General features: G+C 72.1%; 26 protein-coding genes and 1 riboswitch. Of the genes, 14 read left to right on the top strand and 12 right to left on the bottom strand.

What is annotated here, in order from left to right:
• Window positions 1–21 precede the first annotated feature (21 nt).
• Window positions 22–927 (top strand): ABC transporter substrate-binding protein, encoded by a 906-nt coding sequence (locus AB0O82_RS00560; protein WP_363579294.1) that lies wholly within the window; start codon window positions 22–24, stop codon window positions 925–927.
• 3 nt (window positions 928–930) lie between these two features.
• Window positions 931–2,004, top strand: a complete 1,074-nt coding sequence (locus AB0O82_RS00555; RefSeq protein ID WP_363579292.1) for an LLM class flavin-dependent oxidoreductase — start codon at window positions 931–933, stop codon at window positions 2,002–2,004.
• A 115-nt stretch (window positions 2,005–2,119) separates the two neighbouring features.
• On the opposite strand, the gene AB0O82_RS00550 is transcribed toward AB0O82_RS00555, so the two are convergent.
• Window positions 2,120–3,109, bottom strand: a complete 990-nt coding sequence (locus AB0O82_RS00550; RefSeq protein ID WP_363579290.1) for an aldo/keto reductase — start codon at window positions 3,107–3,109, stop codon at window positions 2,120–2,122.
• A gap of 380 nt (window positions 3,110–3,489) precedes the next feature.
• On the opposite strand from AB0O82_RS00550, the gene AB0O82_RS00545 reads away from it, so the two are divergent.
• From AB0O82_RS00545 to AB0O82_RS00520, 6 genes are all read left to right on the top strand, one after another.
• Window positions 3,490–4,509: an LLM class flavin-dependent oxidoreductase gene (locus AB0O82_RS00545; RefSeq protein ID WP_363579288.1), complete on the top strand. Its 1,020-nt coding sequence runs from the start codon at window positions 3,490–3,492 to the stop codon at window positions 4,507–4,509.
• Window positions 4,510–4,749: 240 nt separating this feature from the next.
• The gene (locus AB0O82_RS00540; protein ID WP_363579286.1) at window positions 4,750–5,316 is read left to right on the top strand and encodes a TetR/AcrR family transcriptional regulator; all 567 of its coding nucleotides are present in this window, start codon (window positions 4,750–4,752) and stop codon (window positions 5,314–5,316) included.
• Between the two features lie 134 nt (window positions 5,317–5,450).
• Entirely contained in the window at window positions 5,451–6,065 is a 615-nt protein-coding gene (locus AB0O82_RS00535) for a DUF4865 family protein (protein ID WP_363579653.1), read from the top strand.
• Window positions 6,066–6,082: 17 nt separating this feature from the next.
• Window positions 6,083–6,532 (top strand): carboxymuconolactone decarboxylase family protein, encoded by a 450-nt coding sequence (locus AB0O82_RS00530; protein ID WP_363579285.1) that lies wholly within the window; start codon window positions 6,083–6,085, stop codon window positions 6,530–6,532.
• Window positions 6,529–7,521, top strand: coding sequence for a phosphotriesterase (locus tag AB0O82_RS00525; RefSeq protein ID WP_363579283.1), 993 nt, complete (start codon window positions 6,529–6,531; stop codon window positions 7,519–7,521). Before AB0O82_RS00530 ends, AB0O82_RS00525 begins: the two co-directional genes overlap by 4 nt.
• A gap of 95 nt (window positions 7,522–7,616) precedes the next feature.
• Complete coding sequence (locus AB0O82_RS00520) at window positions 7,617–8,135, top strand: GNAT family N-acetyltransferase (RefSeq protein WP_363579281.1); 519 nt, start codon at window positions 7,617–7,619, stop codon at window positions 8,133–8,135.
• A gap of 375 nt (window positions 8,136–8,510) precedes the next feature.
• Here AB0O82_RS00520 and AB0O82_RS00515 read toward each other — a convergent pair whose 3' ends face one another.
• Window positions 8,511–9,275, bottom strand: coding sequence for an SDR family oxidoreductase (locus AB0O82_RS00515; protein ID WP_363579279.1), 765 nt, complete (start codon window positions 9,273–9,275; stop codon window positions 8,511–8,513).
• Between the two features lie 142 nt (window positions 9,276–9,417).
• Here AB0O82_RS00515 and AB0O82_RS00510 point away from each other — a divergent pair, with 142 nt between their 5' ends.
• Both AB0O82_RS00510 and AB0O82_RS00505 read left to right on the top strand, forming a co-directional pair.
• A complete protein-coding gene (locus AB0O82_RS00510; protein WP_363579277.1) occupies window positions 9,418–10,062 on the top strand; it encodes a TetR family transcriptional regulator in 645 nt (214 codons plus the stop codon).
• A gap of 194 nt (window positions 10,063–10,256) precedes the next feature.
• The gene (locus tag AB0O82_RS00505; RefSeq protein ID WP_363579275.1) at window positions 10,257–11,399 is read left to right on the top strand and encodes an alpha/beta hydrolase-fold protein; all 1,143 of its coding nucleotides are present in this window, start codon (window positions 10,257–10,259) and stop codon (window positions 11,397–11,399) included.
• A 93-nt stretch (window positions 11,400–11,492) separates the two neighbouring features.
• Here the strand turns inward: AB0O82_RS00505 and AB0O82_RS00500 are convergent, their stop codons facing one another.
• Entirely contained in the window at window positions 11,493–11,822 is a 330-nt protein-coding gene (locus tag AB0O82_RS00500; RefSeq protein ID WP_063349998.1) for a MoaF N-terminal domain-containing protein, read from the bottom strand.
• Window positions 11,823–12,031: 209 nt separating this feature from the next.
• Here AB0O82_RS00500 and AB0O82_RS00495 point away from each other — a divergent pair, with 209 nt between their 5' ends.
• Together AB0O82_RS00495 and AB0O82_RS00490 are read left to right on the top strand one after the other, a co-directional pair.
• A complete protein-coding gene (locus tag AB0O82_RS00495) occupies window positions 12,032–13,369 on the top strand; it encodes a lipase (RefSeq protein ID WP_363579273.1) in 1,338 nt (445 codons plus the stop codon).
• Window positions 13,370–13,603: 234 nt separating this feature from the next.
• Window positions 13,604–13,770, top strand: a riboswitch (cyclic di-AMP (ydaO/yuaA leader).
• Window positions 13,771–13,772: 2 nt separating this feature from the next.
• The gene (locus AB0O82_RS00490) at window positions 13,773–15,107 is read left to right on the top strand and encodes a glycoside hydrolase family 16 protein (RefSeq protein ID WP_363579271.1); all 1,335 of its coding nucleotides are present in this window, start codon (window positions 13,773–13,775) and stop codon (window positions 15,105–15,107) included.
• A gap of 19 nt (window positions 15,108–15,126) precedes the next feature.
• On the opposite strand, the gene AB0O82_RS00485 is transcribed toward AB0O82_RS00490, so the two are convergent.
• Both AB0O82_RS00485 and AB0O82_RS00480 read right to left on the bottom strand, forming a co-directional pair.
• Window positions 15,127–15,612: a hypothetical protein gene (locus AB0O82_RS00485; protein WP_363579270.1), complete on the bottom strand. Its 486-nt coding sequence runs from the start codon at window positions 15,610–15,612 to the stop codon at window positions 15,127–15,129.
• 319 nt (window positions 15,613–15,931) lie between these two features.
• Complete coding sequence (locus AB0O82_RS00480; RefSeq protein ID WP_363579268.1) at window positions 15,932–16,729, bottom strand: IclR family transcriptional regulator; 798 nt, start codon at window positions 16,727–16,729, stop codon at window positions 15,932–15,934.
• 188 nt (window positions 16,730–16,917) lie between these two features.
• On the opposite strand from AB0O82_RS00480, the gene aceB reads away from it, so the two are divergent.
• Window positions 16,918–18,570 (top strand): malate synthase A, encoded by a 1,653-nt coding sequence (gene aceB, locus AB0O82_RS00475; protein WP_363579266.1) that lies wholly within the window; start codon window positions 16,918–16,920, stop codon window positions 18,568–18,570.
• A gap of 153 nt (window positions 18,571–18,723) precedes the next feature.
• Window positions 18,724–19,110 (top strand): gamma-glutamylcyclotransferase, encoded by a 387-nt coding sequence (locus AB0O82_RS00470; protein WP_363579264.1) that lies wholly within the window; start codon window positions 18,724–18,726, stop codon window positions 19,108–19,110.
• Window positions 19,111–19,397: 287 nt separating this feature from the next.
• Here AB0O82_RS00470 and AB0O82_RS00465 read toward each other — a convergent pair whose 3' ends face one another.
• From AB0O82_RS00465 to AB0O82_RS00435, 7 genes are all read right to left on the bottom strand, one after another.
• Entirely contained in the window at window positions 19,398–20,783 is a 1,386-nt protein-coding gene (locus AB0O82_RS00465; protein WP_363579262.1) for an 8-oxoguanine deaminase, read from the bottom strand.
• 68 nt (window positions 20,784–20,851) lie between these two features.
• Window positions 20,852–22,315, bottom strand: coding sequence for a nucleobase:cation symporter-2 family protein (locus AB0O82_RS00460; protein ID WP_363579260.1), 1,464 nt, complete (start codon window positions 22,313–22,315; stop codon window positions 20,852–20,854).
• A 274-nt stretch (window positions 22,316–22,589) separates the two neighbouring features.
• Complete coding sequence (pucL, locus tag AB0O82_RS00455; RefSeq protein WP_350875324.1) at window positions 22,590–23,510, bottom strand: factor-independent urate hydroxylase; 921 nt, start codon at window positions 23,508–23,510, stop codon at window positions 22,590–22,592.
• A 32-nt stretch (window positions 23,511–23,542) separates the two neighbouring features.
• Window positions 23,543–23,878 (bottom strand): hydroxyisourate hydrolase, encoded by a 336-nt coding sequence (gene uraH / locus AB0O82_RS00450; protein WP_363579258.1) that lies wholly within the window; start codon window positions 23,876–23,878, stop codon window positions 23,543–23,545.
• Window positions 23,879–23,982: 104 nt separating this feature from the next.
• Window positions 23,983–24,486 carry a 2-oxo-4-hydroxy-4-carboxy-5-ureidoimidazoline decarboxylase gene (uraD, locus tag AB0O82_RS00445; RefSeq protein ID WP_363579256.1) on the bottom strand — a complete coding sequence of 168 codons (504 nt, stop codon included), beginning with the start codon at window positions 24,484–24,486 and terminating at the stop codon, window positions 23,983–23,985.
• A gap of 250 nt (window positions 24,487–24,736) precedes the next feature.
• Complete coding sequence (locus AB0O82_RS00440; protein ID WP_363579254.1) at window positions 24,737–25,117, bottom strand: helix-turn-helix domain-containing protein; 381 nt, start codon at window positions 25,115–25,117, stop codon at window positions 24,737–24,739.
• Window positions 25,114–25,359 carry a thiamine-binding protein gene (locus tag AB0O82_RS00435; RefSeq protein ID WP_079136014.1) on the bottom strand — a complete coding sequence of 82 codons (246 nt, stop codon included), beginning with the start codon at window positions 25,357–25,359 and terminating at the stop codon, window positions 25,114–25,116. Before AB0O82_RS00435 ends, AB0O82_RS00440 begins: the two co-directional genes overlap by 4 nt.
• Between the last annotated feature and the right edge of the window lie 39 nt (window positions 25,360–25,398).

The raw sequence follows: 25,398 nt of genomic DNA, 5'->3' as shown, positions 1-25,398 counted from the left end.
CGCACCACCGGAGTTGAACAGATGACCGTGACCCTCGGCGTCCACGCCAGCAACCCCTCGCTCTACTACCTCGCCCGACTGCCCTACCTGGACGAGGAACTGGCCCCGCTCGGCGAGACCGGCGCCTTCCACCACTACGCCGACGGCACCCGCACCGGTGCGCTGCTCGCCGACGGCACCATCGACTTCGGCGGGACGGGCTCGACCCCGCCGGTCACCGCCCAGGCGGCCGGCCACGACCTGGTGTACGCGGCGGTCTCCGCACCCCGGCCCGACCACGGCGCTCTGCTGGTGCTGGACGGCGGCCCGGTCCAGGCGGTGGCGGACCTCAAGGGCGGCACCGTCGTGCTGGGCATCGGATCCTGGCAGACCCATCTGCTCGCCAAGGCCCTGCACGCGCAGGGACTTTCGTACGCCGAAGACGTCACCCCGGTGCGCCCGGCGGCCGGCCAGGACCAGGCCCAGCGGCTGCGCGACGGCGAGATCGCGGGGTGGATCGCCCAGGGCGCCGAACTGGCCGCCGCCCGCCGGAGCGGGGGCTTCCGGGAGCTGATCCGCACCGGCGACGTCATCACCGACCGCTCGGTGTTCTTCACCCGCCGGGACTTCGCGACCGAGCGCCCCGAGGTGGTCGCCGCGATCGCCGCCGCGCTGCGCCGGGCCGACGCCTGGGTGGCCGCCCACCCGGCCGAGGCGGCTGCGATCGCGGCGGAGCAGCTGGGCGGCTCGGCCGTCGACTGGCAGGCGGCGCTGGCCGCACTGCCGTGGCAACTGGAGCCCGCCACCGCCGGGTTCATCGCCGAGCAGCAGGAGGCCGCGGACATCTTCCACGGGGTCGGGTTCATCGACCGGGCGCTGACCGTCGCCGACGCCCATCTGCCCGAGCTGGAGGCCCCGGTGGCCGCCGCGCTCGCCAAGGCGGTCTGAACCATGGCCTCCGAAGTCCTCTGGTACATCATCCCGCGCGAGGGCCGCTACCCGTGGGAGCCGGCCGGACGCCGCCCGGTGGATCTCCGCTACTTGCAGCAACTGGCGGGGAGCGTCGAGCGGTTGGGCTACACCGGCGCCCTGCTCGCGACCGACCTCTACGATGTGTGGACGCTCGGCAGCGCGCTCGCGGCCGCCACCACCCCGGCGTTCAAGCCGCTGCTGGCCGTCCACCCGGGGCTGGTCTCGCCCACCCTGCTGGCCAAGATGGCGCTCAGCTTCGACCGGATGCACGGCGGCCGACTGCGGTTCAACGTGGTCAACGGCTCGACCGCGCAACTGCGCGAGTACGGACTGGACGTCGAGCACGACGACCGCTACCGGCTCAGCGCCGAGTACTGGTCGATCGTCAAGCGCCTGACCGCCGGCGAAGTCTTCGACCACAAGGGCGAGTTCTACGATCTGAAGAACGCGGGCGCGAGCCTGAGGGAGCTGGCGCCGGTCCAGCCCGGCGGCATCCCGCTCTGGTTCGGCGGCAGTTCGGCGGCCGGCATCGAGATGGCGGCCGAGCACGTGGACGTCTACCTGACCTGGGGCGAGCCGCCGCACCTGCTCAAGGAGAAGCTGGACCTGGTCCGGGCGCGGGCCGCCGCCCACGGCCGGACCCTGCGGATCGGGCTGCGGCTGCACCTGATCGTCCGCGACACCGAGGATGAGGCCTGGGCGGCCGCCGACCGCCTGCTCGACGTCACCAGCGAGGCCACGTACGCCCGTCAACTGGGCGGCGCCAAGGGGGAGGACGGGGTCGGCTGGCAGCGGCAGTTCCGCCAGCACGGCGGCAAGGTGCCCGCACGGGCCCGGGAGCTGGAGGCCTACCCGAACCTCTGGCCAGGAATGAGCCTGTTCCGCCCCGGCCCCGGTACGGCGGTGGTCGGCTCGACTGCCCAGGTGGTCGAGCGGTTGCAGGAGTTCGAGTCGTTGGGCGTCGACACCTTCATCCTCTCCGGCAACCCCCTGCTGGAGGAGGCCCACCGGGTTGCAGAAACGGTATTGCCCGCCTTGGGCATCCGCCGCTGACAGATGACAACTGACAGCTGACAGCCGACAACTGACAGCTGACAGATGATGAAATCTGTCAGCTGTCAGTTGTTTGCCCGTTCCGCCGGCAAGCCCCGCCCGCCCCCCTCCCCGCTCAGAGGCTGAGTCGGTCGATCTCCGCCAGCTCCTCCGCGGTCAGCGGACCGCCCGCGAGCGCGTCGATGTTCTGGTCCAGCTGGGCGACGCTGCTCGCCCCGATGATCACCGAGACCACCCGCGGGTCCCGCAGGACCCAGCACAGCGCGAGCTGCGCCAGCGTCTGCCCGCGCCGCTCGGCGACCTTGTTGAGTGCCCGCAGCTGCTCCAGCTTCGGCCCGCTGAGTGCCTCCTCGGTCAGGAACCGCCCGACCGACATCCGCGAACCGGCCGGCACCTCACCTGACAGGTAGCGATCCGTCAGCAGGCCCTGGGCGAGCGGCGAGTAGGCGATGAGGCTGGTCCGGGTCTCGCCCACCGCGTCCAGCACGCCCTCCTCCACGTACCGGTTGAGGATCGAGTACGCCGACTGGTTCAGCAGCACCGGCGTGCCCAGCTCGCGCAGGATCGCCACCGCCTCCCGGTGCTGCTCCGCCGGGTAGTTCGAGATCGCCGCGTACAGCGCCTTGCCCGAGCGCACCGCGCTGTCCAGCGCGCCCATCGTCTCCTCGAGCGGGGTGTCCGGGTCGTAGCGGTGGGAGTAGAAGACGTCGACGTAGTCCAGCCCCATCCGGCCCAGCGACTGGTCCAGGCTGGCCAGCAGGTACTTGCGGCTGCCGCCGTTGCCGTACGGGCCGGGCCACATGTCCCAGCCGGCCTTGCTGGCGATGAACAGCTCGTCGCGGTACGGGCGGAAGTCCTGGGCGAACAGGTAGCCGAAGTTGCGTTCGGCGCTGCCGTACGGCGGACCGTAGTTGTTCGCGAGGTCGAAGTGGGTGATCCCCCGGTCGAAGGCGCGGCGCAGTACCGCCCGCTGGACCTCCAGCGGCTGGGCGTCACCGAAGTTGTGCCAGAGGCCGAGGGAGACGGCCGGCAGCTGAACGCCGCTGCGGCCGGCCTTGCGGTAGGTCATTGAGGCATAGCGGTCATCCGCGGCGAGGTAGCTCATGCCGGACATCTTGCCAGTCGCCGCGGGCGGATCAAGCCCTTGCCCCGTTTCTGACCGGTGCTTATGCTCGCGGAGGATCGTACGCGTGCGAGGCGAAGGGGGAGTCACGATGACCGTCCAGGCTGTGACCGCGCCCGCGACCCCAACCGCGACCGCACCCGCGACCGCCGCGCCCCGCTGTTGTCGTCGCCGCCGCACCTCGCGCTGACGCCGCCCCAGAGCCGCTCCGCCGCGATCCCCTCCCGGTGCCGCCCGCGTGAGCGCAGCCCGTACCGGGGCGTTCCGCGCGGGCCGCCGCCACCCCTCCTCGGCAGCCCTGCCCGCGCCTCGGGTCAGGGCGTCGCGCCGAGGCCCCATCGAGCGCCCCCAAGGAGACCGCCGTGCGGTTCACCGTCTCGTCCCTCGTCGCCAACGGACCCGATCCCGTGACCGGCGTCCAGCGCACCCCGCAGGAGAAGCTGTGGAACGTCATCGACCAGGCGGTCGTGGCCGAGCAACTCGGTTACGACGGCTACGGCGTGGGGGAGCGGCACGGTGAACCGTTCCTCTCTCCGGCGCCGCCGGTGCTGCTCAGCGCGATAGCGGCCCGCACCTCCACCATCCGGCTGTTCACCACGGTGACGGTGCTGAGCATCCTGGATCCGGTCCGGGTCGCCGAGGACTACGCCCTGCTCGACCAGCTCTCCGGAGGCAGGGTCGAGTTGATCATCGGCAAGGGCAACGACCCGCGGCACTTCGACCTGTTCGGTCTGCCCGAGGAACGCCAGTGGGACGCGCTCGCCGAGAACTACGGCCTGTTGCGCCGGCTCTGGCGCGAGGAGAGGGTGACCTGGGAGGGTTCGACCCGCCCGCCGCTCAAGGACGCGGCCGTCGTGCCGCGCCCGTTGCAGGACCCGATCCCGGTGTGGCACGGCAGCGCGACCAGCACCCAGTCCACCGACCTGGCCGCCCGCTACGGTGATCCGCTCTTCTCCGCCAACTCCTTCCACCCGCTGGCCAAGTACCGCTCCCTGGTGGAGCACTACCGCGAGCGCTGGGCGCACTACGGGCGCGATCCGAGGGGGGCCAGGGTGGGCGCGAGCTTCGGCGGGCTGTACGTCGCCAAGCGCTCGCAGGACGCGGTCGAGGGCTTCCGTCCGTACTGGGACGCGATGTTCGGTTCGGCGGCCGGCCGGCACAACAAGTCGCCGTTCACCTCGCTGGAGGACGCGCTGGAGCACGGTTCGGCCCTGGTCGGAAGCCCGCAGCAGGTGATCGAGAAGATCCACCGCTATCACGAGGCCTTCGGCAACGAGGTGGTCGGGATCGGAGTCGACGCTCTGACGGAAGGGGCGCAGCGGGAGCAGTTGGAGCTGTTCGCGGCGGAGGTAGCCCCGGTGGTCAGGCGCGAGCTTCCGTGAGCGCCCGCCCGACGTGACGCGCGCCACCGGCCGCGGTGGAGTGCCGCCGGTCGGGGAGGGGGAGACGAGCGGGCGAGGGGCCGTGGCCGCCGGGGGGCGGCGCACGGCCCTCAGTCGTCCCCGGCGCGTACCCGTCCGCCCGCCTTGTCCACGGCGCGGACCGCGTCGGCCCGCCTCGCGTCCGCGTCGAGCCGGGCAATCCCTGGCCTTCTGTACCTACTGGTATGTACAGTGGTTCGCATGACCACCCAGGACCGCCTCATCGAGAGCACCCAGGCACTCCTCTGGGAGCGTGGCTACGTCGGCACCAGCCCCAAGGCCATCCAGCAGCACGCCGGCGTCGGCCAGGGCAGCATGTACCACCACTTCGCCGGCAAGCCCGACCTCGCCGCCGCCGCGCTGCGCCGCAGTGCCGAGCAGCTGCGGGGAGTCGCCGCCGCCGACCTGTCCGCTCCCGGCAGCGCGTACGACCGCATCGCCGCCTACCTGCGCCGCGACCGCGACGTGCTGCGCGGCTGCCGGATCGGCCGGATGGCCCAGGACCCGGACGTCATCGCCGACCCCGAACTGCGCGCCCCCGTCGAGGAGACCTTCGACTGGCTGCGCGCCCGGATCGCCGAGTTGGTGGCCGAGGGCCAGGCGGCGGGCGAGCTCGCCCCCGGTGTCGACCCGGCCGACACCGCCGCTGCCGTGGTCGCCGTCGTCCAGGGCGGCTACGTTCTGGCCCGCGCGGCCGGCCGGGCCGAGCCCTTTGATCAGGCCGTACGCGGTGCCCTCGGCCTGCTCGCCGCCCAACGCACCGCCTGACCCGCGCCGCGCACGGCTGAGCGGCCGCGTGACCGACTGACCGAGTGACCGAGTGACCGCGTGACCGCGTGACCGAGCGCGTGACCGACTGGCCGAGCGACGCCCGCTCGACGATCCGACCGAGGAGACCCGCCGTGCACGCCATGCAGTACGAGATCACCCTCCCCGCCGACTACGACCTGGGGATCATCCGCAAGCGCGTCGCCGACAAGGGCCATCTGCTCGATACACACCCGGGCCTCGGGCTCAAGGCGTACCTGGTCCGTGAGCGGGGCCGCGACGGGTCGCCCGTCAACCAGTACGCGCCGTTCTACCTCTGGCGCACCGTCGAGGGCATGAACAGCTTCCTCTGGGGACCGGGCTTCCGCGGCCTGAGCGCCGACTTCGGCCGCCCGGTCGTCCGTCACTGGCTCGGCGCCGGTCTGGCCCACGGCGCCGTGCCGGACGCTCCGGCGACTTCGACTTCGACCTCGATCGTGACCACGACCGCGACCACGGCTACCCGCCACACCGTCAGGCTCCCCGAGTCCGACGATCCCGCCGAGGCGGTCGAACGGGCCCTCGCCGAGTTCCCCGCGCACCCCGCTCTGCACACCGCCGCCGTCGCGGTGGACCCGAGCCGCTGGGAACTGGTCCGCTTCGCCCTCTGGCACGGCCCGGCCCCGGACGACGTGCCGGGCAGCCGCTACCAGGTGCTGCACCTGTCCCGTCCCGAACTCGACCGGCTGCCTGGCGGCCGGCACTGGTGAAAGGTTTCGCCACTCCCATGACCAGCCCCACGCCCGCCTCCGCGACCGCCCCCGTCACCCCCGCGACCCTCGGCGGCCTGGACGGTCTCGCACCCGGTTTCCCCGACTGGATCGTCACCAGTCTCTTCGGCGGCACCTACCAGCGCCCCGGTCTCGCCCTGCGCGACCGGCAGGTGGCCAACCTGGCCGCGCTCACCGCCCTCGGCGGCGTGGAGCCGCAGCTCGCCGATCACGTCCGCAACAGTCTGCGGATCGGCCTGACCAGGGAGGAGATCACCGAGGTCATCGTCCACCTCGCCCCCTACGTCGGCGTCCCCAAGGCTCTGGCCGGCCTGCGGGTCGCCACCGCCACCTTCGCCGAGGTACCCCCGACCGAGGTACCCCCGACCGAGACGTCCCCGACCCCCGCATCCCCGACCCCCGCATCCCCGACCCCCGCATCCCCGGCCGAGGCGGACCGGGCATGACCCCCACGATCCGTACCGTTCTCGGCGACCTCGACCCCGCGGAACTCGGTGCCACCGACTCCCACGACCACCTCTTCATCCGCAGCCCCCTGCTCCCCGGCGAGGAACTGGACGACCCGGCCGCCGCCGAGGGTGTCCTGCGCGCCTTCGCGGCGGCCGGCGGACGGTCGTTCGTCCAGTGGACCCCGTACGGCATGGGTCGCGGAGCGGACTCCCTCGCGAAGCTCTCCCGTGCGACCGGAGTCCACGTCGTCGCCGCCACCGGCCTGCACCAGGCGGCCCACTACGACCCGGACACCCTCCCTGCCGTGTACGACGGGCTGGCCGAACGCTTCACCGCCGAACTCACCACCGGGCTGACGGCCGAACCGGCCACCGAGTTGCCTGGACCGCCCGTAGCAGCCGAGGCCCCCGTAGCCGCCGAGGTCCCCGAAGCACCCGCGTCGCCCGAGGCCGTCCGGGCGGGCCTGATCAAGATCGCCTGCGACCCCGGGGCCATCACGGCGCACACCCGCCGGGTGATGGCCGCGGCCGCCGACGCGCACCACGCCACCGGTGCCCCGATCGCCGTCCACCTCGAACCCCGAGCCGACCCGCACCTCGTCCTGAACCGGCTGCACGTTCGACACGGCGTCCCGCCCCACCGGATCATCCTCGGTCACCTCACCCGGCTGCCGGATGTGCGGGTGCACCGCGAACTCGCCGCGGAAGGCGTCTACTTCGCGCTGGACAGCCCCTCCCGGGCCGGCCACCCGGCCGACCACCAGGCCTTCGACGTCATCGCCGACCTCGTCGAGGCCGGCCACGCCTCCCGACTCCTCCTCGGCGCCGACACCACCACCCGCACCGCCCGTCGGGCCGACGGCCCGACCGCACTGCTCGACGACCTCGCCCCACGGCTCGCCCGCACCTTCGGCCCCGAACTGCCCGGCCTCCTCCTCACCGCCAACCCGGCCGCCGCCTTCGCCACCGAGTGGCGCACGCCCTGAACCGTTCCCGCTCGGCCCGCCCCGGTCTCGACCGGCCGCAGGCCGAACCCGGGTCCTCGGTGAAGGCCCGCCGCCCACGCCCTACCGTGACGGCCATGGTGACCCTGCGCATCCTCACGACCGACGACTGGCCGCTCTGGCGCGACCTGCGCCTCGCCGCCCTCTCCGACGCGCCGCACGCCTTCAAGGCCCGCCTGGCGGACTGGCACCACGGCGGCGAGGAACGGTGGCGCGCCCGGTTGCACCTTCCGGGCGCCCACCACGTTGCGGCGCTGCTGGACGGTCCGGACGGTCCGGACGCCACGCCCGTCGGCCTGGCGGACGGTCTCCCCGGAGCCGGCGGCGTACGGGAGTTGCGCTCGGTGTGGGTCGGACCGAAGGCGCGCGGCAGGGGCGTCGCCGACCGCCTGCTGGAGGAGGTCGAGCGCTGGGCCCGCGCATCCGGCGGCAGCACGCTGCGCCTCGCGGTGCTCCCCGGCAACGAACCCGCGATCACGCTCTACCGCCGGCACGGCTTCACCGAGCTCACCGAGCTCACCGAGCCCGGCGGGCCCGGCAGGCCGCTCGCCGGCGGGGTCGCCCGGGAGCTCGTGATGGCGAAGCCGCTGCGCTGACGGTTGCAGCTGACGGCCGGGCGGGCCGGTCACCCGCCGATCCACCCCGCCACCCGCTCGACGGCCGCGAACGCGCCGAAGGCGAGCAGCTGCCACCCGGCACCGACCCGGCCGAGGTCATCAAGAACCTCGCCGCGCCGTTGTACTTCCGGGTCCTGATCACGGCCGAGCGGGTGGACGGCGACACCGCCGACCGAGCCGCCGCCGCCGTTCTCGCCGCGGCCCGCAACGGTGGCCTCGGCTGACCCGGGCGGCCGTCACGAGCCCGGCTGCCGTCACGAGCCCGGCCCCGCCGTCCGCGACGCGACGGCGGGGCCCGTGTCACCGGGGGGGGGGAGTGGCCGGGGCCCCGCCGTCGCGCGGCCGTCCGGCGGCTCACATGTGAGTGCCGCCGTCGATGCGGAGCTCGGTGCCGGTGACGAACGCGCCGTCGTCGGAGGCCAGCATCGCGATCACCCCGGCCACCGTCTCCGGACCCGCGAAGCCCTGGCCGAGGGCCGGGGCGAGCTTGGCGAGCAGGCTGAAATCGGCGTCGGCGGGCAGCCCGGGGTTGTGGGTCATGCCGCTGTCGATGCTGCCCGGCGCGACGCAGACCGCACGCAGGCCCTGCTTCGCGTACTCGGAGGCGATGGCGTGGGTGAAGGACTGGATGCCGCCCTTGGTCGCGGCGTACGCGGCCATGTAGGGGTGGGCGAAGCTCGCCGAGGTGGAGCTGAAGTTGACCACCACGCCCCTGCCACCCGCGAGCAGCGAGGGGAGCGCCTCGCGGGTCATCAGGAAGGTGCCGGTCAGGTTGACCGCGAGGAGCTTGTTCCAGAACTCCAGGCTGGTCTCGTGGGTGTGCGAGGAGCGGAGGATGCCGGCCGCGTTGACCAGGGCGTCCAGCCCGCCGAGGTCCGTGATCGCCGCCGCGACGCCGGTGACGACGGCCGCCTCGTCCGAGATGTCCAGGACCTGGATGGCCAGGCGGTCCGCGGTGCCGTCGGCGGTCGCGCGGTCCAGGGTCGCCTTCAGGCCGTCCTCGTCGACGTCGACGGCGACGACCTTCCCTCCCTCGGCGAGGATCCGGTGCACGGTGGCCTGGCCGATGCCAGAGCCGCCGCCGGTGATCAGGACGTTCCGTCCGCTGAAGCGCTCCATGGTGGTACTCCGTTCGTTCGTTCGTGGCCTCTCGACCTCAAGAGGCACGGTACGCCTTTATGGCATAACGTGCCAATAAGTCCTCCGGGTGTCACTTCGGCGCAACGCGCCACAGTGACACCGGCCCGCGTACGCTGACCCTGTGACCGGACGCCCCACCCTGAATCAGCGCCGCCGCGACGCCACCCGGCTGGACATCGCCCGTACCGCCGCCGCACTCTTCGCCGAGCGCGGGGCCGAGGCGACCACCGCCGAGGAGATCGCCCTCGCGGCCGGCATCTCGCTGCGCACCTTCTACCGGTACTTCTCCGTCAAGGAGGACGCCGTCGCGCCGCTGCTGGCGGCCGGTGGGCGTCGCTGGGTCGACCAGCTCGCCGAGACCCCGGCCGATCTGCCGCTGCGCGAGGCTCTGGAGCGCTCGGCGGTCGCCTCGCTGACCCCGCCCGACGAGGAGGCGGTCGAGGCGATGGAGTGGACGCGAAGCCTGCTGCGCGACCCGCGCCTCGACGGCACGTGGCAGCGCGTCCACGCCGACTCCGAGGAGCGGCTGCGGGCGGTCCTCGCGGCGCGTTGCCCGGGCGGCACCGACCCGCTGGAGATCCGACTGGCCGCCGCTGCGGCGACGGCCGCGATCCGGGTCGCGCTGGAGGAATGGGCCGCCTCGGACGCGCCCACGACCGGCCCGGGCTCCCCGCGGGAGCTCGGTGCGCGCTGCATGCGCGAACTCACGGCGGGGCTGCGGCTCTACGGGCGGGAGGGCTGGGCCCGCCCGGCCGCGAACAGGTGACAGATAACAGCTGACAGATTTCGTTATCTGTTATCTGTTATCTGTTATCTGTCGGCTGTCATCTGTCATCTGTTCCTCCTCCCCGGCCCCGTTAGGGTGGGTGATCGCGCGCCCCGGTGGGGGAACCGGGGTGACCACCTCGGATGTCCTGGACGGAGGGGGCGGGGAGTTCGAGGCGTGGGAGCAAGTAGGACATGGGTCTGACGAGCCACAAGGTGTTGGCGCTGGCCGTATTGATCGCCGTCGTGATGACGGCCGGCACGGTCTGGCTGTGGCCAAGACTCGCCAAGCAGACCTGGCAGGCGGTGCTCGGCCGGATCGGCTCCCTGCTCGCCACCCAGCTCGCGGTGCTGGCCGCGCTCGGCCTGGTGGCGAACAACTACTTCGCCTTCTACAGCAGTTGGGACGACCTGCTGGGCACCGGTGACACCGGCCCGGTGGTGATCCACAACAAGGCGGACGCGTCCGGCCGGCTGCTCGTGGAGACGATCGGCCACGCCTCCGTCAAGGGCGGCGGCGCGATGGGCCGCGAGCCCAGCCAGTCCGGTGAGATCCGCAAGGTGCGGATCGACGGCGCGGCCAGCCGGCTGTCCACCGAGGGGTACGTCTTCCTGCCGCCGCAGTACTTCCAACCGGAGTACGCGCAGCGGCAGTTCCCGGCGGTGATCGTCAGCACCGGCTTCCCCGGGATCGCCGAGAACCTGATCACCCGGTTCAACTACCCGGGCGCAGCGCTCAAGTTGCTCCAGGACGGCAACATGCAGCCGACCGTCATGGTGCTGATGCGCCCCTCGCCGGCCCTGCCGCAGGACACCGAGTGCGAGGACATTCCGGGCGGCGCGCAGTCCGACACGTACTTCACCAAGGACGTCCCTTCAGCGATCCAGGCGAGCTTCCGGGTCTCCTCCGACCCGCAGGCCTGGGCCTTCATGGGCAACTCGACCGGCGGCTACTGCGCCCTCAAGCTGGCCATGCGCCACCCGGACGTCTTTCCGACCGCCGTCGCGCTCTCCGCCTACTACGACGCCGCCGACGACCCGACCACGGGCGACCTGTTCGGCGGCAGCAAGCAGCGTCGTGACGAGGCCAACCTGATGTGGCGGTTGAAGAACCTGCCGCAGCCCAAGGTGTCCGTGCTGCTGGCCGGCACCAAGAAGGGCGACGGCGACTACCGGCGCGACACCGAGGCCTTCGTCGACGCCGTGCAGTCCCCGATGAAGGTCTCCTACAGCATGTTGGAGAACGGCGGCCACAACTTCGAGACCTGGAGCGCGCTGCTGCCGTCCTCGCTGGAGTGGCTGTCCCAGCACCTCAAGGTCCCGAACCAGGCCGCCTGAGCAGACCGTCTGAGCAGACCGTCTGAGCAGGCAGTCTGCCCAGACGGCCTGAGTAAGCCGACGGACAGCGAGGGGGCGCGGGGGCGGTGAGGCTCAGGCCACCCGCTCCAGCGTCCCGGTGTGCAGCTCGCCGACCCGGCCGCCCTCGCCCTCGTACGTCCAGAAGGCGCGTACCGTCAGCCGGCCGAGGTCCATCACGTGGCTGACGGTGATCCCGCTCTCCTCGGTCCAGCTGATGAAGTAGATCTCCGGCGCCACCTCGGCGACGTGCAGCCGCACGTCCTCCCACTGGCCCGCCGACTCGCCGAGGCCCTCCCAGCGCAGCCGCCTGCCGTCGGCCGAGTAGGTGTTGCGGAAGGCCGCGCCGTTGTCGGCCCGGAAGAGGTAGGTGCGGCCGGCGAAGGCGGGCAGGGGCGCGGTCATGGTGGGGCGGTACCTCGTTCCTGTGGGGCCGTGCACGGCGGTCTTGTGCACTGCGGAAGATGTCGGACCTCCAATTTATCCGACCCGGTGAGCCGGGTGGGCGCACCCGTGGACGGTGCGCCACGGCACCGGCCGCCACCGCGCAGGCCGGCGCGGTGTGCGGCGGGCACCTGGGCGCCCGCCGGCGGCCGGTCCTACCGTCCACCCCCATGAGACGCACCCCCACTCCCGTGCGGCACACCCCCACCGCCGTCAGACGCACCCCCACCGCGTTGTCCGCCCTCCTGCTCACCCTCGCCGCGCTGCTCCTCGGCACCCCCACTCCCGCCCAGGCCACCGTCGCCCAGACCGCCACTGCCCAGACCGCCGCCCAGGCGGCCACCGCCCCGCTCGCCCTCGAAGCCGCCTTCCCCGCCCCCGGCAACGGCTGGGCCAAGGTCGAGCGCTACCTCGACACCACCCCCGGCTTCCGTACCGAGCAGTACCCGGCCGACGGCCGCGGCGACCAGGACGGCGCCCGCCGGACGTACTTCGGCGGCACCGGCCAGCCCTCCTCCAGCCGCTTCCTGCTGTACTCGGCGACCGGCTGGGACACCGGTAGCCGTCCGACCCCCGTGCTGCTGGTCCACGGCGCCAACGACAACGCCGACCGCGCCTGGGCGAACCCGGGGGAGAGCGGCACCTGCGGTGCCTCCGCCTGCCCGTCCACCGGCCTCGCCCAGTACCTCGCCGGCACCGGCCACCGGGTGTTCGCCATCGGCTTCGCCCACAAACAGGGCGACAACCTGCTCCAGGCGCAGGCCGTCGGCGACGCCGTCGCGCTGATCCGGGCCCGCCTCGGCGTCCCCCAGGTGGACGTGGTGGCCTGGAGCAAGGGCGAGGTCGCCGCCCGGGCGTACGTGTCCTCGGTGCGCCCGTCCTGGGGGCGGGCCTACGCGGGCGACGTGCGCCGCCTGATCACCCTCGGGGGCCCGAACGGCGGGCTCGACTACGTGTACGCGCACGGCTGGTCGTTCGACCTCGCGAGCTGGCCGGCCTGCGGCGGCACCGCCAACGCGCCGTCCCCGCACCTCTACATGACCTGCTACGGCACCTACACGGCGCAGCCCTGCCTCGGCGTGCTGCCCACCGGCGGCTACGACTGCTACCCGGGCCAGCGCCAGCTGCTCGCCCGCTGGGACGGCCGGTACGGGGTGGACGGCACCGCCCAGGACTGGTGGACCACCTACTACGGCGGCCAGGGCTTCTACACCTCCGGCCAGGGCATCCAGGCGGCGATCGACGCCGGTTCGCTGATCGCGCCGCTGCAACAGGCGGGCGTCCCCGCGTCGGTGCGCACCTATCTGCTCGCGGGCGGGTCCGCCGACATCCCGGGCGTGCTCAACGAGAACCGGGGGCCCAGCGACGGCATCGTGTTCACCGCGAGCGCCCTGGACACCACCGGCATCGCGACGATCGGCGGCACCCGGCTGCTCACCGGCCTCAACCACCTGGAACTCGCCTGGGCACCGGAGGCCGAGAGCCAGGTCGACAACTGGCTCGCTTGACCCGTGGACCGCCGATTCGCCGATTCGCCGATTCGTCGTTCGGCAGCTCGACGGCTCCGCTGATCCGTCCCAACTGATCCACCACGCAGCGTCGTTGATCGACACCACTGTGACCTGTGCGACAACCGGCCCGAGCAGGTTGTCCGTTCACGGACGGCCTGCCTAGCCTGCAACCGTCGTCCGCCCTCGCGGACCCCCGCCGCCGGGACGCCGAGTCCTGTCCACCCGCCGGCCGGCAACCGAGCACCACAGCGGACGGGAGCGGGGGAACCAAGGTCAGCGCCCGGCCCGTACGCTCCCGCGTGCGGGCCGTGGCTAGGGGTGAAGCCGCTTCCACCGGCGGCCGGGCTGCCTCAGCCCGAATCCGACAGCTCACCTCGCAGGCGTCGCAGAGGACACTGCCATGCACCAGCCTGCCCGGCGCCGCGCGCCGCGCCACGCCCGCCCCTCCCACCGGGGCCGCAACGCCGCCCTCGCCGTCACCGGAGCGCTCGCCGTCACCGGCGCCGGACTGCTCGGCCTGCCGGCCGTCTCCGGCGCCCAGGCCGCCACCGCCCCGACCGTCACCCAGGACCGGCTCGCCCCGGCGACCATGGTCGCCAACCAGGCCGCCACCGCCTCGCTGACCCTCCACTCCTCGGCCTGCTTCACCGCGAAGACCGTCGGCGTGGGCGTCCGGAACGCGGCCGGTGCGAACCTCGACTTCCCGGGCAACGCCTCCAATGTGCAGATCTGCCCGAGCGGCCTGTCCTTCACCAGCGGCGCACGCGCCCTGCCGGCCGGGACGTACACCCAGTTCGGCTTCTGGCAGGACCTCGGCGGGGCCTGGCACAACCTGGCCTCGCAGCAGCTGGTGGTCTCCAGCACCCCGGCGCCGACTCCGCCCCCGACCCCGACGCCCACCACGAAGCCGACTCCCGCCCCGACCCCGACTCCCGCCCCGACCCCGACGGCGACCCCCACCGCGAAGCCGACCCCGACGAGCAGCCCGAGCCCGAGCAGCCCGAGCGCCACCGCCAGCCCGTCGGCCGGCACCCCCGCATCCCCGGTCGCCGGCAAGTCGCTGACCTGGTCCGACGAGTTCAACGGCCCGATCAGCTGGGGCTCGCGCTGGGTCGGCGACAAGAGCACCGCGTACAAGTACGGCAACCACAACCCGGACGACAACAAGCTCGACCTGCTGAACAAGAACAACGTCAGCGTCGCGAACGGGGTCGCCACCTTCACCGCCGCGCCCGGCACCACCACGCTGGAGAACGGCAAGCAGGCCTGGAACACCGGCTTCCTGACCACCGAGGGCTCCAGCGAGGGCTTCCAGGTCAGGACCGGCGACTACGCCGAGACCCGGGTCAAGCTGCCGTCCGGCTCCGGCGCCTGGCCGGCCTTCTGGACCTGGAAGAACGGCAACGGGGAGGTCGACTCCTTCGAGTACCACCCCGACAACCCGAACCTGCTGGAGCTGACCAACCACGTCAACCCCGGCAACCCCAAGTACTACACCGACGCCGGCGCCGTCGCGAAGGACCAGTGGGTGACCATCGGCACCTATTACGGCGCCACCTCGGTGGACTGGTACGTCAACGGCGCCAAGGTGTTCTCGGACGGCAAGGGCGTCGGCGCCAACTGGTCGGCGTACCTGATCCTCAACCTGTCGGTCGGCGCGGGGAAGTACCACCCGGCGCCGCAGGGCACCGCCCCGATCACCTTCGCCGCCGACTACGTCCGCGTGTACCGGTAGGGCCTTCGGGGCTTCCGGGTCAGGAACCGGGAGCCGTCTCGACCACCGTGATGTCGAACGGCTGCCGGTTGTTCCCCTCGTCCGGGTCGTCCACGCCGCGCACCGAGACCGAGCCGCCGGTGAGCTTGCCGATCCGCAGGTCCGGGGAGAGGCGCACCGGTACCAGCGCGGTCGCGCTGCGCAGCGGGGGCAGTCCGGCCGGGAAGACACAGCGCACCTGCCGGCCGTTGAGCCGCACCTCGCAGTCCTCGGGGAAGTACGGGCCCACTGGGGAGACCCCGGGAGGCAGCGTCACCAGCACGGTGAACGGTGCGGCGGTGGTGTCCGGGCCGCGGTTGGCGATGAAGGCGTGGACGGTGGTGGTGCCGCCGGGCGGGGCGGCGTCCGGGTCGAGCCGGACCACCTCCAGATCGGAGCGGGACGCCGTGGGGGCTGCCGTGTCCACCGCCGGCCGGGGCTCGGGCCGCCGCAGCGCCCAGGACGGGCCGGCGGTCAGCGTCGCCACCGAACAGCCGGCCGCCATCGCGGCGACGAGCGAGGCCGCGCGGAATCCGCGGAGCCTGCTGGCCTGCCCGGACCCGCCCCGCCTGGACCCGCCCTGCCCGGACCCGCCTCGCATTGTCGAACGCCTGTACGTCATCGTCGTCCACCCTGTCCCGGGGCCCCGGCCGCCCGCGCCGCTGCGGGCCGCGTCCGCACCAGGGTGGCGGAGCCTGCGCCGGGGGCCGGTGCAACCCGCTCGGCGTCCGCCCGAACGGGGGAGCGTACGTACGGGAAGTCGACCGGATCGACTTCCCGTGCGTGAAGCGGGCGGTGGCGACGGGTCAGGGTGCGAGGACCTGCCCCAGCCGGGTCGCGATGTGATGCATCACCGGCACCAGCGAGGACGTGCCGGCCTGCTCCTCCAGGGCCCGGATGCGGGCCTCCGGGCCGGACACCGACAGGGCGGTGGGCGTCGGCGCGCCCGGTACGGCGAGCGCGATGCAGCGGACGCCGATCTCCTGCTCCTGGTCGTCGACCACGTAGCCGCGCTCGCGAGCCTCGGCGAGCTGGTGCAGCAGCTCCTGCGGGTCGGTGACGGTGTACTCGGTGTGCGCGGGCAGCGGGTTGGGGCCCAGGACGGCGCGCGCCTCGTCCTCGGGGAGCTGGGCCAGCAGCGCCTTGCCGACGCCCGTGCAGTGCGGCTGCACCCGTCGGCCGACCTCGGTGAACATCCGCATCGAGCGCCGCGACTGCACCTGCCCGACGTACACCACCTCGCCGCCCTCCAGTACCGCCAGGTTGGCGGTCTCGCCGGTGGCCTCCATGAGTTCGGCCAGGTAGGGGCGGGCCCAGCTGCCGAGCAGCCGGCCGGCCGTCTCGCCGAGGCGGATCAGCCGGGGGCCGAGGGTGTAGCGACGCGCGGTGTCCTGGCGTACATAGCCCTGCTGGACGAGGGTACGAACCAGGCGGTGGATGGTCGGCATCGGCAGGCCGGAGCTGGCGGAGAGCTCGCTGAGGGTGGCCACGCCGCCGGAGTCGGCCAGCGCCTCCAGGAGTTGGAAGGCGCGCTCGACGGACTGCACGCCGCCGGTCGCGCGGTCCGGGCTGGTCGTCGATGCTGTGTCGGGGGTCGAAACCACCGGCGTTCCCTTCGCTGTCGGGGAGGAGTAGAGTCCCGGCGATCACATCAACAAACCGTTGAAATTCTGTATCGCGGAAACTAGTCTCCACCTTACAGAATCGAACCCGCCGACAGGTGGGTTCCGATCAAGGAAGTTCCCACCGGAGCTCCCTTCGCCAGGCTCAACCGCTTAGGAGTGTCCTGCCCATGGCTACAGAACAGGGACCCGTCGGCGCCTCCCCCGCTGCTCCGGTCGTCACTGTCGCCGGTCCGCGCGTTCACCGGGCGGAGGAGGTGCTCACTCCGGAGGCGGTCGCCTTCGTCGTCGGCCTCCATCGCGCTTTCGAAGGGCGCCGACAGGAGCTCCTGGCCGGGCGGAAGGCCCGCCGGGCGGAGATCGCCAGAGCCGGCACGCTGGACTTCCTCCCCGACACCGCCGACGTCCGGGCCGCCGACTGGAAGGTCGCCGAGGCGCCCCGCGCGCTCCAGGACCGCCGGGTCGAGATCACCGGTCCCACCGACCGCAAGATGGTCATCAACGCCCTCAACTCCGGCGCGCGGATCTGGCTCGCCGACTTCGAGGACGCCACCTCCCCGACCTGGGAGAACGTGGTCAGCGGCCAGATCAACCTGATCGACGCCTTCGAGGGCCGGATCGACTTCACCACCTCCGCCGGAAAGGCGTACGCCCTCAAGCCCGCCGCCGAACTCGCCACCGTCGTGGTCCGCCCGCGCGGCTGGCACCTGGACGAGAACCACCTGCTCGTCGACGGCGCCCCGGTCGCCGGAGCCTTCCTCGACTTCGGCCTGTACTTCTTCCACAACGCCGCCCGGCTGCTCGCCAAGGGCGCCGAGGACCCCAACTCCGGCCCGTACTTCTACCTGCCGAAGACCGAGAGCCACCTCGAAGCCCGGCTCTGGAACGACGTGTTCACCCACGCCCAGGCCGCGCTCGGCATCCCGCACGGCACCGTCCGCGCCACCGTGCTGATCGAGACCATCACCGCCGCGTTCGAGATGGACGAGATCCTCTACGAGCTGCGCGACCACGCGGCCGGCCTCAACGCCGGGCGCTGGGACTACCTGTTCTCGATCGTCAAGAACTTCCGCGACGCCGGCGAGCAGTACGTCCTGCCGGACCGCAACAGCGTCACCATGGCCTCGCCGTTCATGGCCGCCTACACCCGCCTGCTGGTGCAGACCTGCCACAAACGCGGCGCTCACGCGATCGGCGGCATGGCCGCGTTCATCCCCAGCCGCAGGGACCCGGAGGTCAACGCCGCCGCCCTGGAGAAGGTCAAGGCGGACAAGGACCGCGAGGCCGGCAACGGCTTCGACGGCTCCTGGGTCGCCCACCCGGACCTGGTGCCGGTCGCCCGCGCCTCCTTCGACGCGGTGCTCGGCGAGCGCCCCCACCAGAAGGACCACCCCGGGCCCTCCGAGCCGGTCACCGCGACCCAGCTGCTCGACATCGCCGGCGCCGACGGCAGCTGCACCCACGCGGGGCTGCACAACGCCGTCCAGGTCGGCATTCGCTACATCGAGGCCTGGCTGCGCGGCCTCGGTGCGGTCGGCATCTTCAACATGATGGAGGACGCCGCCACCGCGGAGATCTCCCGCTCGCAGATCTGGCAGTGGATCCACAACGGCGTCGTCCTGTCCGACACCGGTGAGAAGGCCACCGCGGACCTCGTCCGCGCCCTGGTCGCCGCGGAGTTGGCCGAACTCCTGGCCGAGCTGGGTGCGGACGCGTACGCCGGCGGCCGCTGGCGCGAGGCCGCCCAGCTCTTCGAACAGGTCGCCCTGGCCGAGGAGTTCGCGGACTTCCTGACCCTCCCCGCGCTTCCCCTGCTGGGCTGAGTCCCAATCCATCCGCCGGCGCCGCCGCTGCCGCCTGCCAGGCTGTAGCGGTCCCGCCGGCCCATTGCTCCGTTCCGTACGGCGACGATTCCACCTGTCCTCTCGTCGCCGTGCGGAACGGCTTTTTCCCGGTACCCGGTAAGGAGTTCAACCGTGCCCCGCATCTTCTTCAACGGCCAGGCCATGGTCGGCGGACCGTTCCACGCCAAGGTCGCCGACTCGCTGGTCGGCCCGGCCCGGACGGCCCCCGGCTACCGCTTCTTCTCGATCGACGACGTCTGCCCGGGCCTGCTCGCCGATCCGGCGGTCGACACCGCCATCGAGGGCGAGCTCTACGAGATCACCCTGGAGCACCTGCGCGACGTCATCCTCCCCGGCGAGCCGCGGGAGTTGGAGCTCGGCGTCATCAAGCTCGACGACGGCTCCGCCTGCCTGTCGATGCTGCTCGCCCGCGGCGAGGTGGAGCGGGGGGTGCACCGCGAGATCACCCACCACGGGGGCTGGCGCGCCTACCTCGGCTCGCTCGGGCGCACCGCCTGAGACCGGGCGCGTAGCGGCGGACGCACCACGGCGAACGGATCACAGCAAGCGAATCACGGCGAACAGATTTCAGCGAACAGATAACAGATGACAACTTTCGTCAGCTGTCATCTGTTCGCTGTTATCCGTCACTCGTCACCCGCCCCCGGGCACGCCGCAGCCCCGGACCCTCGCCGTGGGTCCGGGGCTGCGGTCCGCGCGCCGGCCGGGAAGGCCGGGTTGCGGAGTCCGGGTCACGCACCGTCCCTGGGCAGCCCGGAGTTCAGGGGTGGAGGAGGAGCGGGGCGTCAGAGCGGCCGGGCGGCGAGCTCCTTGGCGGCGCGGGCGCAGGCGCGGGCGATCCGGTCCTCGTCGACGGTGGTCAGCTGGCCCTTCTCGACGACGGCGTTGCCGTTGACGAACAGCACGGCCAGCGGCGGCAGGGCGCCGAAGGTGAGGGCGGCGACCGGGTCGGCGATGGAGGAGTGCAGGACACCGTCGATCTTCCACAGCGCGAGGTCGGCGAGCTTGCCGACCTCGATCGAGCCGATCTCGTCCTGGCGGCCGAGCACCCGGGCGCCGCCCATGGTGCCCAGCCGCAGCGCCTGGCGGCCGGTGAGGGCGGCCGGGGACCCGTGCAGACGGTTGATCAGCAGGGCGTTGCGCAGCTCGGTGCCGAGTTCGCCGGACTCGTTGGAGGCGGTGCCGTCGACGCCGAGGCCGACCGGGACGCCGGCCCTGAGCATGTCGGGGACGCGGGCGATCCCGGCGGCCAGCCGGGCGTTGGAGGAGGGGCAGTGGGCCACGCCGGTGCCGGTCTCGGCGAACTTGGCGATGTCGGAGTCGTTCATGTGGACGCAGTGCGCCATCCAGACGTCCTCGCCGAGCCAGCCGACGGACTCGAAGTAGTCGGTCGGGCCCATGCCGAACAGTTCCTTGCAGAACTGCTCCTCCTCGGCGGTCTCCGAGCCGTGGGTGTGCAGCCGGACGCCCTTGCGGCGGGCGAGTTCGGCGGACTGGCGGAGCAGGTCGGTGGAGACCGAGAACGGCGAGCAGGGCGCGATGGCGATGTGCAGCATCGAGCCGAAGGAGGAGTCGTGGTAGGTGTCCACGGCGGCCTCGGAGGCGGTGAGGATGTCGTCGAGCTCCTCGACCGCGTGGTCCGGCGGGAGGCCGCCGTCCTTCTTGCCGCGGTCCATGGAGCCGCGCAGCGCCGTGAACCGCAGGCCGAGCTCCCGGACGGCCTCGATGGAGGCGCCGAGGACGTCGCCGCCGTCCTTGGGGAAGACGTAGTGGTGGTCGGAGGCGGTGGTGCAGCCGGAGTTGAGGAGGGCGGCGGCGGAGCCCTGGCTGGCGGCGTGGACGAGCTTCTCGTCGATCCGGGCCCAGGTCGGGTAGAGGGCGACGAGCCAGTCGAAGAGGATGTCGTCCTGGGCGAGGCCGCGGGTGATCCACTGGTAGAAGTGGTGGTGGGTGTTGACCAGGCCGGGGGTGATCAGGTGGCCCTCGCCGTTGATCCGGCGCACCACGTTGTCCAGCCACTGCGGGGCGGGTCCGTCGCCGACCGACTCGATCGTGTTGCCGAGGACGACCACGTGGCCGCGGGCGTACTCGGTGTCGTCGGCGTCGACGGTGGCGATCGCGACGTTCTCGATGACGATCCGCTGGTCGGCGGGTGGGGGCTGGACTGCCATGGTGTCACTCCTATGGGGGAGGGCCGGGAGGGGCGTGCGCCGCGCGGCGTGTGCCCCTCCCGGGCCGGTCAGGACGGTGTCGCCGTCGGCACCGTCGCGCCGGAGGTCTTGCCGGACCTGGTCCGGCGGGCGGCTCCGGCGTGGTGGAAGAGCAGGTTGAGCAGGACGGCCATCACGCAGCCGACCGAGATCCCGGAGTGCATCAGGGTCCGGACGGCCTCCGGGAAGGAGTCGTAGAAGGTCGGCACCGCGATGGGGATGATGCCGACGCCGAGCGACACGGACACCAGGATGGTGTTCGAGCTGGACTCCATCCCAGCCTCCGCGAGGGTGCGGATGCCACTCGCCGCGACGGTGCCGAAGAGCACGATCCCGGCGCCGCCCAGGACGGGCTGCGGTACCAGGGAGACGAGCGACCCGAGCACGGGGAAGAGCCCGAGCAGGATCAGGATGCCGCCGCCGGCCGCGACCACGAAGCGGCTGCGGATCTTGGTCAGCGCCACCAGCCCGATGTTCTGGGCGAAGGCGCTGGCGGCGAAGCCGTTGAAGACGGGGCTGAGCGCGGTGGCCAGTCCGTCGGCCCGCAGGCCGGCGGCGAGCGTGGGTTCGTCGGCCTCGCGCTCGACGATCTTGCCCAGGGCGAGCATGTCGGCGGTGGACTCGGTCATGGCGACCACCATGACGATGCACATCGAGACGATCGCGGCGGCGTCGAAGACGGGCGCGCCGAAGTGGAACGGGGAGGGGAGCGCGAAGACCTTCGCGTCCTTGACCGCGCCGAAGTCGGCCAGGCCCAGCGGGAAGGCGATCAGGGTGCCGAGCGCCAGGCCGATGAGCAACGAGAGCTGCTGCCAGAAGCCGCGCAGCAGCCGGTTGCAGAGCACCACCGCGACGAGGGTGATCGCGGCGAGCCCGACGGCCCGCATGGAGCCGTATCCGGGGGCGCCCGGCGAGCCGCCGCGCGCCCAGTTGACCGCCACCGGAAGCAGGGACACCCCGATGAGGGTGATCACGGTGCCCTGGACGACCGGGGGGAAGAACCGGATGAGCTTGCAGAAGTACGGTGCCGCGAGGAAGCACAGGATCCCCGCGACGATCACCGCTCCGAAGATCACCGGGAGGGCGTCCTTCGGGCCGTGCTCCTTGGCTATGGCGATCATGGGCGCGACTCCCGCGAAGGAGACGCCGTTGACGAACGGCAGTCGCGCGCCGATCTTCCAGATGCCGAGGGTCTGGAGCAGGGTGGCCAGTCCGGCGGTGAACAGGCTGGCCGAGATGAGCAGGGCGAGTTCGGCGGGGGAGAGCCCGACGCCGGCGCCGACGATGAGCGGGGGTGCGACGACCCCCGCGTACATCGCGGCGACGTGCTGGAGTCCGGTGGAGAAGAGCTTCACCGGGGGCAGCAACTCGTCCACGGGGTGGGTTCCGGGCCCGGACGGCTCACCGGGGAGGTGCGCCGACGTGCCGTCCGGGCCAGAGGTTCTTTCCGGGGTGGAACCGCCGTCTTTACTGCTGGTGTCGCTGGGTGCCATGTCGAGCCCCTCTTGTGCCCGTGACTCCCGGCGCGCCCGCGGCGCTGGAGGTGCCCCGAGGGCGGGACGGCGGTGCAGGAGTCCCTCGGGGCGCTTCTCCAGTGCCCCGGGCCGGCCGCCGCGAGGCAGACACGAACTCCGGTGGGTGGGGGTGGAGAAACTGGTGGAACGGGTGGTTCTGGTGGTGCGGGTACTGCTGTCCGCCCGGACGCGGCCGGCGTTCGGGGGCCGGCGGGTGCGGCGACTCCGGGTGGTGCCCATTGGGGTGGGGCGGTCAGGCGACGGGGATGACCGGGACGACGCCCTCGCGGTGCACGGTGCCCTCGATGAGGCCGTACATCCGGTCGGCGGCGTAGTAGACCTCGTTGTCGTTCTTGAGGCCGAAGGGCTCCAGGTCGACGAGGAAGTGGTGCTTGTTGGGTAGCTCCAGGCGGACTTCGTCCACCTCGGCGCGGTTGTTGAGGACCCGGGTGCCCATTGAGTGCAGGGTCTGCTGCAGCGAGTAGGAGTAGGTCTCGGCGAAGGCCTCCAGCAGGTGCCGCCGCACGTGGGTGTAGGAGCGGTTCCAGTTGGGCTGGGCCTCGCCGTCCCGGCCGTCGTAGCCGTACTTCCAGCGGGCGGTGACCTGGGTGGCGAGGATGCGGTCGTACGCCTCTTGCAGGGTGGTGTACTTGTCCTTGATGTAGCCCCAGAACTCCGAGTTGGTGGAGTTCATGACGACGAGGTCCTTGAGGCCGGAGATGACCTGGACGGTCTCGCCGTCGTAGACGATCTCGGTGGTGCGGGTCTCCTGGCCGTTGCGGACGAAGGAGTGGCCGACCTCCTCCGAGCCGATGAAGCGGGCCGAGTTGTCCGGCGTCTTGATCCGGTCCCAGGCGTACTCCTCGATCCGGATCCGGGCGCTGTGCACGACGCCGCGCTCGGTGTCGTCGACGAAGTGGCGGGCCAGGATGATGCCGAAGGCCTCGGCCGACTCGATCCCGTGCTCCTTGGCGAAGGCGTACACGGTGTTCTTGGTGGTGTCGGTGGGGAGGCAGTTGGCGTTCGACCCGGTGAGGTGGACGTCCTCGAACTCGCCCCGGAGGGAGACCGAGACGTTCAGGTCCTTGATCTCGTGCCGGGTGGAGTCGCGGTAGACCCGCACGATGCGGTTCTCCGCCTTGCCGTACTGGTTCTGACCGAGCACGTGGGCCATGACGTGGCTCCTAGGGCTTCCAGGTCGGTCTACTAGCTTCCGCGGTAGACCGAGTATCCGAACGGGTTGAGCAGCAGCGGCACGTGGTAGTGGTGCTGCGCGGGCGCGACCGTGAAGACGATCGAGACCTCGGGGAAGAACGGCGGCTCCGCGGACTTGAGCGCGTGGTAGGCGCGGGTGTCGAAGAGCAGCCGGACGACCGAGCCCGCCTCCACGGCCGGCAGGTCCTTGACCCGGCCGTCGGAGTCCGTGGCGGAGGTGCCGAGCACCTGCCAGCCACCCTCGGTGTGCAGTGCGAGCTCGACCGGGACGCCCTCGGCCGGGCGGCCGAGGCTGGTGTCGAGCACGTGGGTGGAGATGCCAGTCATGGGTGAAGTGACCTTACTGATGGCAGAAGTGATCATTCGTCAACGCATGCTAACGATCCGTCAGGATCTGCCCGTCGGGGCCCGCCAGGACCCGCCAGGGCCTGTCAGGACGCGTCGAGCAGGCGATTGAGCCGAATGTCGTTGATCTTGCGCAGTTCGCCCCGGACGATCTCCGCCTCGGTGGCGGCGTCGTTGGGGTGGCGCTCGCGCAGGGCGGCGAGCATGGTGGCCGCGGTGCGGCCGGTCGCGCAGATCAGGAACACGTGGCCGAACTTGGCCTCGTAGGCGGCGTTGGCCTCGTGCAGTTCGTCGAGGAGGGCTTGGTCCACGCCCTGGATGCCGGCCTGCTCCCGCTGCGAGGTGGCGTCGCCGGTCCTGGGCTTGCCGATCCGGGCGTGGCCGGCCATCGCGTCGTGCAGGTCGGCGACCGTCAGCCCGACCACGGCCGCCGCGTTGGCGGCGAGCAGGGACTCCCGGTCGGGCCAGGGCCTGGCCCGCGCGACGTCGGCGGCCCAGTGGGGGCTGGAGCAGACCTCCAGCAGAACGGCTTCCAGGTCCGCGGTGTCGGCCGCGGCCAGGGCGTCAAGGGTGTGGGGGTGGTTGGTCACGGGTGGACCTCCTGAAGAGTGGTGCCACCCGCACAAGCTAGATCCACCCCACCCGGCCGTCAACACTTTGTTGAACGGTTGGTGGTTACGTTTTGAACCGGCCGCCGTTGCCGGCGCGATTCGTGTGCGATTCGCCAAGTGCGCCCCGCCGGGGGCTGGTTCGGACTGGCCGCGCCGGCGGGGTTCGCCTGTCCGGAAGGTTTCCGCCGGGAGGAGGTCCTGGAGGAGTCGACCGGGGGATCGACCGGGGTCAGGAGGGCTTCGAGCCGTCCTGGCGGTTGAGGTAGTTGTACACCGTGAACCGGCTGACGCCGAGCGCCGAGGCGACCGTCTCGACCCCGTGGCGGACGGTGAAGGCGCCGCGCTCCTCCAGGAGGGCGACGACCCGCTGCTTCTCCCCGCGGTCCAGCTCGGCCAGCGGGCGGCCGTCGAACTGGCGGGCCATCTCGGCCAGCAGGCGGTCCAGGGCGCTGCTCAGGTGCGGCAGCCGGACGGCGAGCGCCGGGGTGCCCTCCCACTCCAGGACGACGTCCTCGGACTTTGCCTCGTCCAGTCGGACGGGCGTCGCGCCGACGGCGTCCAGCAGCGGCTTGATCGCCAGGGCGAGCGGGTGTTCCACGTGCTCGGTCACGGCGTGCCGCCCTCCTCGCCGAGCACGCTGACCTGGACCGAGATCCGGGTCGCACCCGCGGTCAGGGTTTCCCGGAGCAGCTTGGTCACCGCGGCGAGCACCTGGTCGGCCTCGCCCTCGGCGCCGGTCCCGAAGGGGCCGACCGAGACGGCCAGGCCGGCCTCGTCGACGACCTGGCGGGCCGCCGCGGCGTGCTCGGGGAACGTGTCCAGTTCGAACGGTTCTGTCGTGAACTCCACCATCAATCGCACGTGCTCACTGTAGCGAGCGCCGGTGCGGGC

Source organism: Kitasatospora sp. NPDC088264, from assembly GCF_040685715.1.
Taxonomy (GTDB): Bacteria; Actinomycetota; Actinomycetes; order Streptomycetales; family Streptomycetaceae; genus Kitasatospora.
The sequence above is the reverse complement of the archived record's forward strand: the minus strand, read 5'-3'. Positions and strand labels throughout refer to the sequence as shown.

What these genes read in the sequence shown, in the direction of transcription:
- AB0O82_RS00560 (WP_363579294.1), top strand. Translation starts at nt 22, where the DNA reads ATGACCGTGACCCTCGGCGTCCACGCCAGCAACCCCTCGCTCTACTAC.
- AB0O82_RS00555 (WP_363579292.1), top strand. Translation starts at nt 931, where the DNA reads ATGGCCTCCGAAGTCCTCTGGTACATCATCCCGCGCGAGGGCCGCTAC.
- AB0O82_RS00550 (WP_363579290.1), bottom strand. Translation starts at nt 3,109, where the DNA reads ATGAGCTACCTCGCCGCGGATGACCGCTATGCCTCAATGACCTACCGC.
- AB0O82_RS00540 (WP_363579286.1), top strand. Translation starts at nt 4,750, where the DNA reads ATGACCACCCAGGACCGCCTCATCGAGAGCACCCAGGCACTCCTCTGG.
- AB0O82_RS00530 (WP_363579285.1), top strand. Translation starts at nt 6,083, where the DNA reads ATGACCAGCCCCACGCCCGCCTCCGCGACCGCCCCCGTCACCCCCGCG.
- AB0O82_RS00525 (WP_363579283.1), top strand. Translation starts at nt 6,529, where the DNA reads ATGACCCCCACGATCCGTACCGTTCTCGGCGACCTCGACCCCGCGGAA.
- AB0O82_RS00520 (WP_363579281.1), top strand. Translation starts at nt 7,617, where the DNA reads ATGGTGACCCTGCGCATCCTCACGACCGACGACTGGCCGCTCTGGCGC.
- AB0O82_RS00515 (WP_363579279.1), bottom strand. Translation starts at nt 9,275, where the DNA reads ATGGAGCGCTTCAGCGGACGGAACGTCCTGATCACCGGCGGCGGCTCT.
- AB0O82_RS00505 (WP_363579275.1), top strand. Translation starts at nt 10,257, where the DNA reads ATGGGTCTGACGAGCCACAAGGTGTTGGCGCTGGCCGTATTGATCGCC.
- AB0O82_RS00500 (WP_063349998.1), bottom strand. Translation starts at nt 11,822, where the DNA reads ATGACCGCGCCCCTGCCCGCCTTCGCCGGCCGCACCTACCTCTTCCGG.
- AB0O82_RS00495 (WP_363579273.1), top strand. Translation starts at nt 12,032, where the DNA reads ATGAGACGCACCCCCACTCCCGTGCGGCACACCCCCACCGCCGTCAGA.
- AB0O82_RS00490 (WP_363579271.1), top strand. Translation starts at nt 13,773, where the DNA reads ATGCACCAGCCTGCCCGGCGCCGCGCGCCGCGCCACGCCCGCCCCTCC.
- aceB (WP_363579266.1), top strand. Translation starts at nt 16,918, where the DNA reads ATGGCTACAGAACAGGGACCCGTCGGCGCCTCCCCCGCTGCTCCGGTC.
- AB0O82_RS00465 (WP_363579262.1), bottom strand. Translation starts at nt 20,783, where the DNA reads ATGGCAGTCCAGCCCCCACCCGCCGACCAGCGGATCGTCATCGAGAAC.
- AB0O82_RS00460 (WP_363579260.1), bottom strand. Translation starts at nt 22,315, where the DNA reads ATGGCACCCAGCGACACCAGCAGTAAAGACGGCGGTTCCACCCCGGAA.
- pucL (WP_350875324.1), bottom strand. Translation starts at nt 23,510, where the DNA reads ATGGCCCACGTGCTCGGTCAGAACCAGTACGGCAAGGCGGAGAACCGC.
- uraH (WP_363579258.1), bottom strand. Translation starts at nt 23,878, where the DNA reads ATGACTGGCATCTCCACCCACGTGCTCGACACCAGCCTCGGCCGCCCG.
- AB0O82_RS00435 (WP_079136014.1), bottom strand. Translation starts at nt 25,359, where the DNA reads ATGGTGGAGTTCACGACAGAACCGTTCGAACTGGACACGTTCCCCGAG.